The sequence below is a fragment of the Ruegeria sp. P8 genome (genome assembly GCF_056534665.1).
In genome coordinates this window covers 74835-89121 of record NZ_JBQERC010000016.1, presented here as the reverse complement: position 1 = coordinate 89121, position 14287 = coordinate 74835, and the positions used below count along the sequence as shown (strand labels likewise).

The following is a 14287-nucleotide window of genomic DNA, read 5'->3' as shown; positions in this document are numbered from 1 at the left end:
ACTCGGCCTTAGGCTGGAAAAGCCCCGTCGCTTTCGAAAGGAAAGTGGCTTAAACGAGCACTTGGAGCGGCACGAATACGTGACAGGTCCAATGACCTCCTGCTGGTCGAAGGGTCGCAATAAGCTCTATCCCTACTACCTGTGCGACACCAAGGGCTGCCCGTCCAAGCGCAAGTCGATCCGCCGAGACGACATTGAGCAGGGCGCGCAAGCGATTCTGCGCTCTCTACAGCCCGCCAAACAGCTTGTGGCGATGGCACGAGCCATGTTCACCGATCTGTGGGAGATGCGTGCTCTAGAGGCCAAGAGCGCCAAGGAAACGCTCAATAAGCAGCTCAAAGCTCTGGACGCGGACGTGAAATCGCTACTTGGACGTATCGTGCAAACATCCAGCCCGACGGTAATCAGTGCATATGAGGCCCGTATCGAAGAGCTAGAGCATCAACGGTTGAAACTGGCAGACAAGATCGATTCCGCACTCCCTTCAAAGGGACACCTTTCGGAATTTATCGAACCGGCTCTCCAGTTTCTGACAAACCCTTGGAATCTTTACAAGAAAGGCGACTTTGCGATGCAGCAAACGGTGCTGCGATTGGCCTTTGCAGAGCCCCTTCGCTATAGCCGGAATGAAGGTTATCGAACCGCCGAAATCACCTTTCCCTTCAAGGTGTTAGCGGAAATTTCAATCCCGAAGTGCGGGATGGTGGAGCCTAGGGGAGTCGAACCCCTGACCTCTTGCATGCCATGCAAGCGCTCTCCCAACTGAGCTAAGGCCCCATCATTGTACCATCGGTACGGTGGACGGACGTTTAGGAGACAGCGGCAGCGAGTGCAAGTCCAAAGTTTGAATCGGGCGCGAATTTTCACCCGGGCTGCTCCTCAGGTGAAAAAGGCGACCCTGGGGATCGCCTTTTACTAGGTCAGTTGTCGTCGTCTGATGACATGTCGGTGATGTCGTCCAGAGAAACATCATCATTGTCGTCATCATCATCGTCCAGCAGATCGTCATCCAAATCCACGTCGACGTTGTCATCATCGTCCAGAACCAGATCGTCATCCGCCGTGTTTTCACGTGCTTTGACCGAAGCTGCGTCTTCTGCATCCGCCGAGATCATACGGCTTTTGGATGTTTCAAGCTCCACGATCTCGCCAGTGTAGGGGCTGATGATCGGGTCCTTGTTCAGGTCGTAAAACCGCTTACCGGTTGTCGGGCAAACACGCTTTACGCCCCATTCTTCCTTGGGCATGTCAAATCCCCTTGATATCAGGTGAGTCGTCTAAATGATTCAGCTCACCTGCCACAGGCAGAGGGCACTGTCAAAGTCTTTGCGCAAGAGAGGTCGCGATATGGGAGAGCACGCATTGCCAGGGACACCGCCGGTGCCACTGAGATTGCGCAAATCGGCTCGGGCGCGGCGTATCAGCCTGCGAATCTCCCAGCTGGATGGGCGCGTCACGTTGACTTACCCGAATGGCGTGCCGGAATCTGAGGCCTTGAGTTTTGCGCGCACCAAAGAAGGGTGGATCCGGCAGCATCTTCAGGGTCGGCCCGATATGACCACCGTGCAGTTTGGGCAAGTGATCCCGATCGAAGGGAAAGCGCGCCGAATCGTTCCTGCAACCGGGCGGCGGGTTCTGCTGAATGCAGATGAGGTTGCCGTGCCCACAGGAGCCGAGGCCCGCAGGTTGGGCCGGTTCCTGAAGGAACTGGCGCGGGACCGGTTGACCGGAGCCTGTGATGATTATGCAGCCATGCTGGGGCGTTCGTACACGACACTCAGCCTGCGTGACACGCGGTCGCGTTGGGGGTCGTGCAGCTCGCATGGCGGATTGATGTTTTCGTGGCGCCTTATTCTGGCGCCTCCTGATGTGTTGCACTATGTCGCGGCACATGAGGTGGCACATCTTGCCGAGATGAACCACTCGCCTGCCTTCTGGGCGCAGGTCGAAAAGATATTTGGCCCGTATAAGCCGCCCCGCCGCTGGTTGCGCGACAACGGGGCCGAGTTGCATCGCTACAGATTTGATACCGAGCCGAGTTGACGTGGCGCCTTTTTGTGATCACATGAGCATATGTTGACCGCACGCCCTTCCGAAACCCAGACCGCAACACATGACCGGGTGTACCGGGCACTGCGATCCCGGATCATGCATGGTGAGATGGCACCGGGGCAGGCCCTGACCCTGCGGGGCATCGGCAAGGAGTTTGGCGTCTCAATGACCCCGGCGCGAGAGGCGGTGCGCCGCCTGGCCGCAGAAGGGGCATTGTTCCTGTCCACATCGGGCCGGGTATCGACCCCAGAGCTGACGAATGACCGGATTGAGGAACTGGCTGCCTTGCGCGCCTTGCTTGAGGTTGAACTGGCAAGCCGGGCCTTGCCCAGGGCACACATGGCCCTGATCGATAGGTTGCAGAGCATCAACATGACAGTTGCCGAGATGGTGACCAAACGGGATGCGGTTGGCTATATCCGTTCGAACCTGGAATTTCACCGAACCCTGTATCTGCGCGCTCAGGCTCCTGCGATGCTGGCCATTGCCGAAACCGTCTGGCTGCAGCTTGGGCCGACGATGCGGGCGCTTTACGGACGTCTCAGGCGCGCAGAGCCGCCACATTACCACAAGCTGATCATCGCCGCGCTTAAGGCCGGGGACGAGCCGGGATTGCGGCTGGCAGTGCGCTCGGATGTGACACAAGGGCTGCGTTTGCTGGTCAGCTGAGCGGCTTCCTGCCGACATCGTCAAAGCGCCCGTCCAAGGTGTCACTGTTCTGGCCTGTGCAACCCGGCTGGGTTACTCTTGCGGCAAATCACAAACAAGAGCAGACCCAAACCATGATCACTCGCCGGACCTTTTCCATTTGCCTCGGATCAACGCTTTTGGCCGCCTGCACGGGTGGTGCCGCTCCGTCCGGCACGCCTGCAACCCGGATGCGGGCTGTTCCCAATGCCGGGTGGGATGCCTGGGTTGCCGGTTTCAAGGGCAGGGCAGTGTCGCAGGGGATTTCCCGGACAACCGTTGACCGCGCCTTTCAGGGGGCCGGGTATTTGCCCGACGTAATCGAACGCGATCGAAATCAGGTCGAATTCAAGCGCAGCCTCGAAGATTACCTAGCCATCGCGGCGTCGGACGAGCGGATCAGCACCGGCCAGCAGATGCTGCGGCAACATAACGGCACTCTGTCGCGGATCGAGGCGCAATATGGCGTGGATAAAGAAATCGTCGTGGCTGTCTGGGGGCTGGAAAGCCGCTATGGCGCGCGCCGCGGTGATGTGCCTGTTGTATCGGCGTTGTCGACGCTGGCTTATGATGGCCGGCGCGGGCAGTTCTTTGAAAGCCAGCTGATCGCGGCGATGAAGATCCTCCAGAACGGCGATACCACGCCCGCTAACATGACTGGCAGTTGGGCCGGGGCGATGGGGCACACGCAGTTCATTCCGACCTCGTATCTTGCCTATGCCGTGGATTTCACCGGCGACGGGCGGCGCGACATCTGGTCAGACGACCCGACAGATTCGCTGGCTTCGACCGCTGCTTATCTTTCGCGTGCAGGTTGGGTGCGGGGCCAACCCTGGGGCGGAGAGGCCGGAACCGTTTCCGGTACTCCGGTGGCCGTATTGCAGCCGCAAAAACCTGGCCCCCGCATCGCCGTGTTTCGCAATTTCCAGGTGATCAAACGCTACAACAACTCGGACAGCTACGCGATTGGTGTCGGTCATCTGGCGGACAGGATCGCGGGCGGCGCGCCGTTTCAGGCCTCGTTTGGGCCGGACGCAAATGGGCTGACGCTGGACGACCGCAAGGAATTGCAGCGCCGCCTGACATCTGCGGGGTATGACACGCAGGGCGCAGATGGCGTGATCGGAAACAACACCACCACAGCCATCAGCGCGTATCAGAGCGCCAATGGTCTGCCCGTGACAGGTGAGCCTTCGGTTGCGTTGTTGCGCAGGTTGGGTGGCTGACGGTTACGCCGCCAGCCCTTTAGATCCGATATCAAGGAATTTCTGACGGCGGTCCTTTATCAGGGCCGCCCCATCCTTGCCGTCCAGTTCAGTCAACATGGCGGTGATGGCCTTGCGCACTGCCTCAACCGTTGCCGGACGATCGCGATGTGCACCACCCTTGGGTTCCGGGATGATCCGGTCACATACGCCCAGCTTGTGCAAATCCTGTGCCGTCAAACGCAGTGCCTCGGCCGCTTCGCGCATTTTTTCGGCATCTTTCCACAGGATCGATGCGCAGCCTTCCGGCGAAATCACCGAATAGACCGAATGCTCCAGCATCGCCACGCGGTTCGCGGTCGCAAACGCCACAGCGCCGCCCGAGCCGCCTTCACCGATGATGACCGAAACCAGCGGCACGCCGATTTTTAGGCACATCTCAGTCGACCGGGCAATCGCCTCGGATTGTCCGCGTTCCTCGGCCCCTTTGCCGGGATAGGCGCCAGCGGTGTCGATCAGGGTAATGACAGGCAGTCCAAAACGCCCCGCCATCTCCATCAGACGCACGGCCTTGCGATAGCCCTCGGGGCGGGCCATCCCGAAATTGCGTTCGATACGCGACTTGGTATCGCTGCCTTTCTCGTGGCCGATCACCATCACCGGCTTATCGTTAAAGCGCGCAAGACCACCGATAACGGCCAAATCATCGGCAAAATTGCGATCTCCGGCCAGAGGAGTGAATTCGGTGAACAGTGCGTCCACGTAATCCTTGCAATGCGGGCGTTCCGGGTGACGCGCCACCTGGCACTTCCGCCAGGGTGTCAGGTCGCGATAGAGTTCATCCAGCAGCTTGGAGGCTTTGGCATCCAGTGCGGCGGCTTCTTCGGCCACATCCATTTCTTCGTTGGCACGAGCCAGCGCGCGCAGCTCTTCAGCTTTGCCTTCGATCTCGGCCAGCGGTTTTTCGAAATCCAGATACTGGGTCATGACGCCTCATCTGCGTGAAATTTCCTAGCTATATGCCGCTGGCTGGCCTCAGATGCAACTAGATGACACTGAAGCGGCGTCGTTCATGTCAAAAGCCGTTGATCAGATTGAGAGATTCATTTGCTTGCCAGCACATTCCCGACATGCCCAGCAAAACAATCGCTGATATCGACCTTTGAGGAAATTCACCCCTGCCAAAGCACGGGATAGAGCGAAACCACAAGCAGCACAGCCATTGTCCAGTTGAATATGACCAATCTGCGCGGGTTCGTCAGCATTCGTGCCATCTGCTGTCCCAAAACGGTCCATGTGCTGACCGACGGTAAGTTGACGGCTCCGAAGACAAACGCAACGATGGCAATCGCATACATCGTTCGATCTGGCGTATAGGCCGTGGTGGCGGTCAGGGCCATGGCCCAGGCTTTTGGATTTACCCATTGAAACGCTGCGGCTTGCAAGAATGTCATCGGCACGCCGGTCGCCTCGGCGCTGTTTGCCGGCGCGGCATGTGCAATCTTCCAGGCCAGATAGAGCAGATAGATAACCGACAGGATTTTCAGCACTGTATAGCTGACGGGATACCGGTCGAAGACCTGCACCAGACCGGCTCCGACAAGCAATACCATGAAGGTAAAGCCCAGCCCAATGCCCAACATATGCGGGATCGAGCGTCGAAAGCCGAAATTCGCCCCCGAAGCCATCAGCATCAGGTTGTTCGGCCCCGGTGTGATCGAGGTTACGAAGGCAAAAGCGATCAGGGCTATAAGGATGTCATAAGTCATGGAGCGAAGTATTGTCGGCTCTGCGGCAAATGAAATTGCTTTTATGTGCGTGTTTCCTGTATTTGTGCAATTAATGATGAAAAATGACAGAATAAACCGCCATATATTGCAGGAACTGACCCGTGACGGACGGATCAGCAATCTCGACCTGGCCGAGCGTGTGGGCCTTTCCCCTTCGGCCTGCCTGCGCCGCGTGCAAGAACTTGAGCGGGCCGGGGTGATCACGGGGTATCGCGCGGTGCTGGACCCGGCGGCGATGGGTATCGGCTTTGTCGCTTATATTGGTGTAGGGCTGGGCGAGCATACGAAGGCCGCGCAGGAGGGGTTTGAACGCGCGCTCCAGCAAGCCCCGGAAGTTGTTGAGTGCCACAACATCACGGGAACAATCGAATACTTGCTGCGGGTCGAATGTGCAGACCTGCCGTCTTACAAGACCTTCCATACCGAGGTGCTGGGGACGCTGCCGCATGTCACCTCGATCACATCCTATGTGGTTATGGGTTCGCCCAAGAATTTACGGGCGTGACGTCTTGAATTGTGAAGGCACACTCACTTGCAGGGCGAAAACTCACGGCCTAATGTCGTGGAAATGACGTTGCCAGGGGATATGCACAGCCATAATGGCACGCAAACAGGGAGAATACGATGAAACGCGTTCGAACAGTGGTGACCGCAGTTGCCTTGTCAATGGTTGCCGGGGCCGCCTTGTCTGCCCCGCTTAAACTGCAACCTGCCAACCCGCAGCCTTCTCCGAAAGCGGGGCTGAATGTGAAATATGTTGGTACAGGTAATCAACACAAGAAGATCCGCGATCTGAGTCAGGCAAAAAGCATGTTGTCCAAAGCACAGCCTGGGCAACCGCTGCGGGGTTTGGATTACAGGGACACCAGTCAGGGTGACGATGTTATGACCTTCGACAGCGCTTATAATGTTGCTGCCGAAATTACGGGGTACATGCGGTTCGATTCGCCGGGGATTTACGAGTTGGAAACCTGGTCGAATGACGGGATAGAAGCATTCGTCGGAGGCCAGAATATCGGCTATGTCACGGGTATTCAGGGCTGCGAGGCCAACCAGCGGACCGAAGTCGAAGTGCCCAAGGCCGGGTGGTACCCTCTCAAGATCATCTATTTCCAGAAGCTTGGAACATCCTGCCTGATGATGAAGTCGGGTAAAAAAGGCGAAAGGTTCACCTGGACACCGAATGCTGTCTTTGGGCGGTGACGCCAGAAAACAATTGAAAAAGGCGCCGGGTCGGGCGCCTTTTTTTTTCTCAGCCGTTGGCCGCGATCAGTTCGGCCTGTGCCACGATCACCTCGGCCTGCTTGATCGACGCGATGTCGACCAGACGTCCTTTGTAAACTGTCGCACCTTCGCCATTGGCTTTGGCCTGTTCCATCGCGGCGAGAATTTCTCGGGCCTCTGACACGGCTTCTTCTGATGGGGTGAACACCTGATTGGCCAGCGCGATCTGCTTGGGGTGGATCGCCCATTTACCGACCATGCCCAGCGTGGCCGAGCGTTTGGCCTGCGCAATGTACCCCTCGTCATCGCTGAAATCACCGAAGGGCCCGTCGACTGGCAGCACGCCATGGGTGCGGCACGCGGCAACGATGGCGGCCTGTGCCCAATGCCATGGGTCGGACCAGTGTTTCGCACCCTCGTGCAGCATGTAATAATTTTCCTGCGTGCCGCCGATGCCGGTTGTCTGCATCCCCATCGAGGCAGCAAAATCCGCAGCTCCCAGGCTCATAGCCTGCAAACGGGGCGAGGAGGCCGCGATTTCTTCGGCATGGGCGATGCCAGCTGCGGATTCGATGATAACCTCGAAGCTGATCGGTTTGGCACGACCTTTGGCGCGTTCAATGGCAGTGACCAGTGCGTCTACCGCATAGACATCCGCCGCGCAGCCGACTTTGGGAATCATGATCTGATCCAGACGGTCGCCCGCCTGTTCCAGTACATCGACAACGTCGCGATACCAGTACGGGGTGTCCAATCCGTTGATGCGAACGGACATGTATTTGTTGCCCCAATCCACGGTGTTCAGTGCTTCGATGACATTGGCGCGGGCCGCATCCTTGTCCGAAGGTGCAACCGAGTCTTCAAGATCGAGGTTGATCACATCTGCGGCGGATGCTGCCATCTTCGGGAACAGTTTGGTGTTCGACCCCGGGCCAAACAGCTGACAGCGATTGGGGCGCGCCGGTGCGGCAGGTTGGATGCGAAAGCTCATCTGGACCTCGTCTGAGTAATGAAATTACGATTTTTCTGCTCAATGAGGTATTAAATTGCGTGGTGCGGCGCAAGAGCGATTGTGCATCTGCGGCAATGCGGTTGCAGAAAGCGGCTTCAAAACTGCCCGACTGGGGCGATTAAAGTTTAATCATTTTGAAAACTTCGAAGATTTTTGCGCATATTGCGAATATTGCACAAGAAACTCGCGCATAGCTCGTGGTTGACGGGCCAAAACGCGAAGCGCTCGTTTTGCCGCTTCTCTAGCCTGCCCCGGAATCAAAGGAGTGACCGCAATGATCGAGACACCGTACCTGCTGTTCCTGGGCGATGCGCCCGACCAATTGGCGGCCAAAGTGGCTGTTGGGATCAAGGACTGGCGTCCGGAAAACGCCGTGGGCCAGTATCGAATGGATGGCTGCAAGGCCGATCTGGGCCTGACTGACATGACCCTGACCGAAGCGAAAGAAGCCGGAGCCAAGACGCTGGTGATCGGCGTGGCAAACCGCGGCGGTGTGATCAGCCAGGACTGGAAAAAGGTTCTGGTTATGGCGCTTGAGGAAGGGTTCGACCTGGCCTCGGGGTTGCATAATCTGCTGCGGGATGAGCCCGACCTGGTAGCGGTTGCCGAAGCAACAGGACGAAAACTGCACGATGTACGGGTGCCCGAGATCGATTACCCGATCGCAAACGGGATCAAACGCAAGGGCAAGCGGTGTCTGGCCGTCGGAACAGACTGTTCGGTTGGCAAGATGTACACCGCGCTGGCGATGGACGCCGAGATGCGTGAGCGCGGGATGAAATCGACCTTCCGCGCGACCGGCCAGACCGGCATCCTGATCACCGGTGACGGTGTGCCGCTGGACGCAGTCATTGCCGATTTCATGGCTGGTTCGGTCGAATGGCTGACACCGGACAATGACGAGGATCACTGGGATCTGATCGAAGGGCAGGGATCATTGTTCCACGTATCCTATTCCGGCGTGACCATGGCACTGATCCATGGCGGCCAGCCGGACGCCCTGATCCTGAGCCATGAACCGACCCGTGCGCATATGCGCGGCTTGCCAACCTATCAACTGCCGACATTGGAAGCCCTGCGCGACACCGCGCTGGCACTGGCCAAAGTGGCAAACCCGGATTGTCAGGTTGTTGGCGTTTCGGTCAACACGCAGCACATGTCCGAGGCTGAGGCGACCGCCTACCTGGCCAAGATCGAAGCGGATATGGGCCTGCCTGCGACCGACCCGTTCCGCTTTGGTTCGGGCAAGCTGGTGGACGCGCTGGCCGCAATGTGATCTGAACAACGCGCCGGTGGCGGGGCTGTTTCACCTCCGGCGTGAGTATTTGGGAAAAGATGAAGGAACGGGTGCGTGCAGATTGAGGTTTCTCGCGATGTGTTCCGGCTGGCGCAGGTCTTCACCATCTCGCGCGGGTCGCGGACCGAAGCAAAGGTGCTGACGGTTCGGGTGTCGGACGGAACTCATCAGGGCTGGGGCGAATGCGTTCCTTATGCGCGTTATGACGAAACGCTGGAGTCCGTTGAGGCCGAGATTGCCGGTCTGCCCGCGGATGTCACCCGCCGGTCGCTGATGGATCTGCTGCCAGCAGGTGCCGCGCGGAACGCCGTGGATTGCGCCCTGTGGGATCTGGAGTGCAAACGAACCGGCAAACGCGCCTGGGACCTGGCAGGTCTGCCCAAGCCCGGCCCCGAGATCACCGCCTATACATTGTCGTTGGACACCCCCGAGGCAATGCAGGCGCAGGCCGCCGGGAACGCGCATCGCCCGCTTCTGAAGATCAAGCTGGGCACACCTGATGATATGCCCCGGCTTGAGGCAGTGCGAGCCGGTGCTCCGGTCTCCAAGATCATTGTGGATGCAAACGAAGGCTGGTCGGCCGAGGTTTACGCCGACCTCGCCCCGCATCTGGTGCGGCTGGGCGTGGCGTTGGTGGAACAGCCATTGCCCGCAGGAGATGACGACGCATTGATCGGTATGAAGCGCCCGGTGCCAGTCTGTGCTGACGAATCCTGCCATGACCGCGCCAGCCTGCCCAAGTTGAAGGGCAAATATGATGTCATCAACATCAAACTCGACAAGACCGGAGGCCTGACCGAGGCGCTGGAGTTGCGCAAGGCGGCGATTGCCGAAGGCTATGACATTATGGTGGGATGTATGGTCGGCAGCTCGCTTGCCATGGCACCTGCGACATTGCTGGCGCAGGGTGCGATGGTAACGGACCTTGACGGCCCGCTTCTGTTGGCCGAAGACCGCGACACCCCGCTGGATTTTGACGACGCCGGAGTGCACCCGCCTGCGGCCGCACTTTGGGGTTGAGGAGACGAACATGACCCGCACCGTTTACGTAAATGGCGAATATCTGCCGGAGACCGAGGCCAAGGTTTCCATTTTTGACCGTGGCTTCCTGTTTGCGGACGCGGTCTACGAAGTCACCAGTGTGCTGGACGGCAAGCTGATCGACTTCGAAGGTCACTCAGTCCGTCTGAAGCGCTCGCTGGACGAGCTTGAGATGGCCGAGCCCTGCACCAAGGATGAACTGTTGGAAATCCACCGTAAGCTGATTGAGCTGAACGGTATCGAGGAAGGTTTGGTCTATCTGCAGGTTTCGCGCGGCAGCGATGGCGACCGGGATTTTGTGTTTCCGTCGGCAGATACCCAGCCCAGCCTCGTTCTGTTCACGCAGAACAAGCCGGGGCTGGCTGACAGCCCGGCGGCAAGGAAAGGCGCCAAGATCATCTCGATCGAAGACATCCGCTGGGGCCGCCGCGACATCAAAACGGTGCAATTGCTCTACCCGTCGATGGGCAAGATGATGGCCAAGAAGGCAGGTTGCGACGACGCATGGCTGGTCGAGGACGGCTTTGTGACCGAGGGCACCAGCAACAACGCCTATTTCGTCAAAAACGGCAAGATTGTCACCCGCCCGCTGTCCAACGATATCCTGCACGGCATCACCCGAAAGGCCGTGCTGCGCATGGCGGCTGAGGCGCAGATGGAAATCGAAGAGCGTCTGTTCACCATCGACGAAGCCAAAGAGGCGGACGAAGCATTCACCACCTCGGCCAGTGCCTTTGTAATGCCGGTGGTTGAAATCGACGGAGTTGCGCTGGGTGACGGTACGCCGGGGCCGATTGCAAAACGCTTGCGCGAGATTTATCTGGACGAAAGCCGCAAGGCGGCGATCTAAAGAAAAAGGCCCGCCAATCTGGCGGGCCTTTTTCGTATTGGGCCTAGCCCTTTTTCGTTACATTCTCTTCAAACGCGACCTTGAAAGCGGCCTGTTTTTCAGCGCTGGCCTCGGTTTGATAATTGGCTTTCCATTCATCCATGGTCATGCCGTAGAAAAGTTCTCGGGCCTCGTCCTTGCCCATCTCGATCCCCTTTTCATTGGCCGCTTCCTGATACCACCGTGACAGGCAGTTTCGGCAGAACCCGGCCAGATTCATCATGTCGATGTTCTGCACATCGGTGCGGTCTTCCATCAGGTGCTTTTGCAGCCGACGAAAGGCGGCAGCCTGAAGTTCGATTTCGGTTTGCTTGTCCATAATGTGGCTCCGGAAGGCAGTGTGTGTTGCGTTTGACCTAACAATCCTGCCGTGTCGTTACAACAACGGCGCTCGTGGTCAGCGCTACCTACATCAGTTTCAAAGCCAGCCAGGGCACGATGCAAAAGATCAGTGTCAGGATCTTGTAGTTGGCAAGGTATCTGAAATAGGCACGTTTCACGTCGGCGCGATCCATCTGAAACATCCTGCCGTGAATGCCAGCGATCCAGTCCTGCAAAAGCAGAATCATGACGGTGGTGAACAGCAAAACCGCGATATTAAGCGCGGCCACCCAACCGAAAAACGTTGTCAGAAACTCATGTGTCATGACGATCCCCTTTCCCGCAATATATGGGGATCAGAGGCATTGCACACAATGGTGTGAGGGGTGGAACGTCCCTGCAAACCTTGCGGTCAAAGGTCGCTGGCGTCCAACGCTTCTTGCAGGATTATCGCCAGCCGCTCGGCCCAATGCCGTTGTCCGGCATGATCGGCGATCAGATCATTGCGTAGCTCGATCAATGCATTGGGACGGCCAAAAGCGGTGCAGTGCTTGTCAATCGCATCACCCGGCAAAACGCCGGTATAGGGTTCATTGACACCAACGCACAGGTCATCTTCCTGTTGCAGCCGTTCGATCAAAGGACGCGAGAACCGCTCGTCCGGCGTGTGCAGCACACCAATGTGCCACGGACGCGGATCACGTCCGCGCAGCTGACGCGTGAAGGAATGCATCGACACAATTACCGCATGTGGCAGTGCCGCCATCTCGGACAATGCTGTGTGGTAGGGGCGATAACACATGTTCAGGCGGTGTTCGCGCTCGGCGGCATCGGCATGGCGGTTGCCGGGAATGATCGACCCGTCATACAGTTTCATCAACAGCGTGGGGTCATCTTCCCCTCGGTTCGGGTCAATTACGAGGCGCGAGAAATTGGCAGCAATCACCGGCGCGTTCAGAATCTCGCCCAGATGTTTTGATACCTCATACGCGCCGACATCATAGGCGATATGGCGCTCCATATCCTCGCGCGGCAGGCCAAGGTCTCCGTCATTGACCTCGGGGGGGACGATGTTGGTTGCGTGGTCGCATGTGATCAGCCATCGGGACGGGCGATCCGCGCCGTGAACAAAAAACGGGGTGTAAGTCATAAGCCTGTCATCTAGTTTGTCGCAGGTGTAGGGCAGTTGCTTTAAAAAGGGAATTGCGCAATAAGCGCCACAGCAGTGTTTGCGGTAACATTTTGCAAAAGCTGATCTGCGAACCTGAACCGGCATGAGGAGGTCAAGACCAATGCGACGCCTGAGAAATGTAAAAATCGTGGCGACGCTGGGACCGGCGTCCAGTGACTATGACACCATTCGCGCCCTGCACGAGGCCGGGGCGGATGTGTTCCGTCTGAACATGAGCCACGGCAGCCATGACGAGATACGTGAACGCCACAAGATCATTCGGCAGGTTGAAAAGGATCTGGACAGCCCGATTGCCATTCTGGCTGACCTTCAGGGTCCCAAGCTGCGGGTTGGTGTTTTTGCAAATGATGCGGAGGATTTGGAAGAAGGCGCGGCGTTCCGTCTGGACCTTGATCCAGCTCCCGGCGACACCACCCGCGTGTGCCTGCCGCACCCCGAGATTTTCGCGGCCCTTGAACCGGGCGCGCGCCTTCTGGTCAATGACGGCAAGATCCGTCTGATCGTTCAAGATTGTGGTCAGGACTTTGCCAATTGCACAGTTGAGGTCGGCGGTACGATCTCGAACCGCAAGGGTGTGAACGTCCCGGATGTGGTACTGCCGCTGGCGGCCTTGTCGGAGAAGGACCGTGGCGACCTTGAGTTTGTCTGCCAATTGGGCGTTGACTGGCTGGCGCTGAGTTTCGTGCAACGCGCCAAGGATGTGTTCGAGGCCCGCGCGCTGGCTGATGGACGCGCCGCGATCCTGTCGAAGATCGAAAAGCCGGCGGCGGTCGAGGCGTTCGACGACATCCTTGATGCGTCGGACGGGATCATGGTGGCGCGGGGCGATCTGGGGGTGGAGCTGCCGGTATCTGCGGTGCCGCCCATTCAAAAGAGGCTGGTCCGCAAGTGCCGTAGTGCTGCCAAGCCGGTCATTGTCGCCACCCAGATGCTGGAAAGCATGATCGAAAGCCCGATGCCCACCCGCGCCGAAGTGTCGGATGTGGCCACCGCGATCTATGAGGGTACGGACGCAATTATGCTCAGCGCGGAATCGGCGGCAGGTGCTTATCCGGTTGAGGCTGTGCAGACCATGAATAAGGTCGCCATCGAGGTCGAGGCCGACCCGACCTATTCCCAGATTATCGCCGCGTCCCGCACGGCAAAAGGAAGCACTGTGGCCGATGCCATTGTTGCGGCTGCCCGCGAGATTGCTGAAAAGACCGATATCAAGGCCATCTGCTGCTTTACGCAAAGTGGAACCACCGCCTCATTGACAGCCCGTGAACGTCCCGGTGTTCCGATCATTGCGATGACATCGCTGATGGGAACTGCGCGAAGGCTTTGCCTGAGCTGGGGTTGCAATTGCGTCATGACGCCAGAACTCCAGCGGTTCAAAAGCGCCGTGGTCAACGCGGCCCGCGCGGCGCGGGCAGGGGGGTTCGCAACCGAAACCGATCAGATCGTGGTTACGGCCGGTGTCCCTTTCAACGTTCCCGGCACCACCAACATTCTGCGGGTGGCCCCTTGTGATGAACGGCTGATCTACAGCACGGATCCGGAATAACCGCACCCTGACACTCGGGCCCGAGTGTCAT

The 14287-nt window shown here is 58.3% G+C and carries 16 protein-coding genes and 1 tRNA gene; 9 read left to right on the top strand and 8 right to left on the bottom strand.

Annotation, left to right across the window (positions count from 1 at the left end; translation table 11 throughout):
• Nucleotides 1–701: 701 nt before the first annotated feature.
• Both ACR0BZ_RS16395 and ACR0BZ_RS16390 read right to left on the bottom strand, forming a co-directional pair.
• Nucleotides 702–777: transfer RNA gene (locus ACR0BZ_RS16395), tRNA-Ala, on the bottom strand.
• 143 nt (nucleotides 778–920) lie between these two features.
• On the bottom strand, nucleotides 921–1247 hold the full coding sequence (locus ACR0BZ_RS16390) for a TIGR02300 family protein (RefSeq protein WP_267366159.1): 327 nt from the start codon (nucleotides 1245–1247) through the stop codon (nucleotides 921–923).
• 100 nt (nucleotides 1248–1347) lie between these two features.
• On the opposite strand from ACR0BZ_RS16390, the gene ACR0BZ_RS16385 reads away from it, so the two are divergent.
• The 3 genes from ACR0BZ_RS16385 (at nucleotide 1348) to ACR0BZ_RS16375 (ending at nucleotide 3965) form a co-directional block, all read left to right on the top strand.
• On the top strand, nucleotides 1348–2043 hold the full coding sequence (locus tag ACR0BZ_RS16385) for a M48 family metallopeptidase (RefSeq protein ID WP_480483820.1): 696 nt from the start codon (nucleotides 1348–1350) through the stop codon (nucleotides 2041–2043).
• Between the two features lie 30 nt (nucleotides 2044–2073).
• The gene (locus ACR0BZ_RS16380) at nucleotides 2074–2721 is read left to right on the top strand and encodes a GntR family transcriptional regulator (protein ID WP_480473964.1); all 648 of its coding nucleotides are present in this window, start codon (nucleotides 2074–2076) and stop codon (nucleotides 2719–2721) included.
• Nucleotides 2722–2834: 113 nt separating this feature from the next.
• Nucleotides 2835–3965 carry a lytic murein transglycosylase gene (locus ACR0BZ_RS16375; protein ID WP_480920750.1) on the top strand — a complete coding sequence of 377 codons (1131 nt, stop codon included), beginning with the start codon at nucleotides 2835–2837 and terminating at the stop codon, nucleotides 3963–3965.
• Nucleotides 3966–3968: 3 nt separating this feature from the next.
• Here ACR0BZ_RS16375 and ACR0BZ_RS16370 read toward each other — a convergent pair whose 3' ends face one another.
• Complete coding sequence (locus tag ACR0BZ_RS16370; protein ID WP_209598833.1) at nucleotides 3969–4931, bottom strand: acetyl-CoA carboxylase carboxyltransferase subunit alpha; 963 nt, start codon at nucleotides 4929–4931, stop codon at nucleotides 3969–3971.
• Nucleotides 4932–5116: 185 nt separating this feature from the next.
• The gene (locus ACR0BZ_RS16365; protein WP_480920749.1) at nucleotides 5117–5713 is read right to left on the bottom strand and encodes a LysE family translocator; all 597 of its coding nucleotides are present in this window, start codon (nucleotides 5711–5713) and stop codon (nucleotides 5117–5119) included.
• A gap of 73 nt (nucleotides 5714–5786) precedes the next feature.
• Between ACR0BZ_RS16365 and ACR0BZ_RS16360 the strand changes: the two genes are divergently transcribed.
• Both ACR0BZ_RS16360 and ACR0BZ_RS16355 read left to right on the top strand, forming a co-directional pair.
• Nucleotides 5787–6239 (top strand): Lrp/AsnC family transcriptional regulator, encoded by a 453-nt coding sequence (locus tag ACR0BZ_RS16360; RefSeq protein ID WP_480507284.1) that lies wholly within the window; start codon nucleotides 5787–5789, stop codon nucleotides 6237–6239.
• Between the two features lie 119 nt (nucleotides 6240–6358).
• Entirely contained in the window at nucleotides 6359–6937 is a 579-nt protein-coding gene (locus tag ACR0BZ_RS16355) for a PA14 domain-containing protein (protein WP_480920748.1), read from the top strand.
• A 49-nt stretch (nucleotides 6938–6986) separates the two neighbouring features.
• On the opposite strand, the gene ACR0BZ_RS16350 is transcribed toward ACR0BZ_RS16355, so the two are convergent.
• Nucleotides 6987–7949, bottom strand: a complete 963-nt coding sequence (locus tag ACR0BZ_RS16350; RefSeq protein ID WP_480483813.1) for an L-malyl-CoA/beta-methylmalyl-CoA lyase — start codon at nucleotides 7947–7949, stop codon at nucleotides 6987–6989.
• Between the two features lie 295 nt (nucleotides 7950–8244).
• On the opposite strand from ACR0BZ_RS16350, the gene dgcN reads away from it, so the two are divergent.
• From dgcN to ACR0BZ_RS16335, 3 genes are all read left to right on the top strand, one after another.
• Nucleotides 8245–9246 (top strand): N-acetyltransferase DgcN, encoded by a 1002-nt coding sequence (dgcN, locus tag ACR0BZ_RS16345; RefSeq protein WP_480586519.1) that lies wholly within the window; start codon nucleotides 8245–8247, stop codon nucleotides 9244–9246.
• A gap of 75 nt (nucleotides 9247–9321) precedes the next feature.
• A complete protein-coding gene (dgcA, locus tag ACR0BZ_RS16340; protein ID WP_480911259.1) occupies nucleotides 9322–10287 on the top strand; it encodes an N-acetyl-D-Glu racemase DgcA in 966 nt (321 codons plus the stop codon).
• 10 nt (nucleotides 10288–10297) lie between these two features.
• Nucleotides 10298–11158, top strand: coding sequence for a D-amino-acid transaminase (locus tag ACR0BZ_RS16335; protein WP_480483811.1), 861 nt, complete (start codon nucleotides 10298–10300; stop codon nucleotides 11156–11158).
• A gap of 43 nt (nucleotides 11159–11201) precedes the next feature.
• Here the strand turns inward: ACR0BZ_RS16335 and ACR0BZ_RS16330 are convergent, their stop codons facing one another.
• The 3 genes from ACR0BZ_RS16330 to ACR0BZ_RS16320 form a co-directional block, all read right to left on the bottom strand.
• Nucleotides 11202–11516 carry a DUF1244 domain-containing protein gene (locus tag ACR0BZ_RS16330; RefSeq protein ID WP_267365127.1) on the bottom strand — a complete coding sequence of 105 codons (315 nt, stop codon included), beginning with the start codon at nucleotides 11514–11516 and terminating at the stop codon, nucleotides 11202–11204.
• Nucleotides 11517–11604: 88 nt separating this feature from the next.
• Nucleotides 11605–11844, bottom strand: a complete 240-nt coding sequence (locus tag ACR0BZ_RS16325; protein ID WP_480483809.1) for a DUF6868 family protein — start codon at nucleotides 11842–11844, stop codon at nucleotides 11605–11607.
• An 86-nt stretch (nucleotides 11845–11930) separates the two neighbouring features.
• Nucleotides 11931–12668 (bottom strand): N-formylglutamate amidohydrolase, encoded by a 738-nt coding sequence (locus tag ACR0BZ_RS16320; protein WP_480920747.1) that lies wholly within the window; start codon nucleotides 12666–12668, stop codon nucleotides 11931–11933.
• A 142-nt stretch (nucleotides 12669–12810) separates the two neighbouring features.
• Here ACR0BZ_RS16320 and pyk point away from each other — a divergent pair, with 142 nt between their 5' ends.
• Nucleotides 12811–14256, top strand: a complete 1446-nt coding sequence (gene pyk, locus ACR0BZ_RS16315; protein WP_480586506.1) for a pyruvate kinase — start codon at nucleotides 12811–12813, stop codon at nucleotides 14254–14256.
• Nucleotides 14257–14287: the final 31 nt, after the last annotated feature.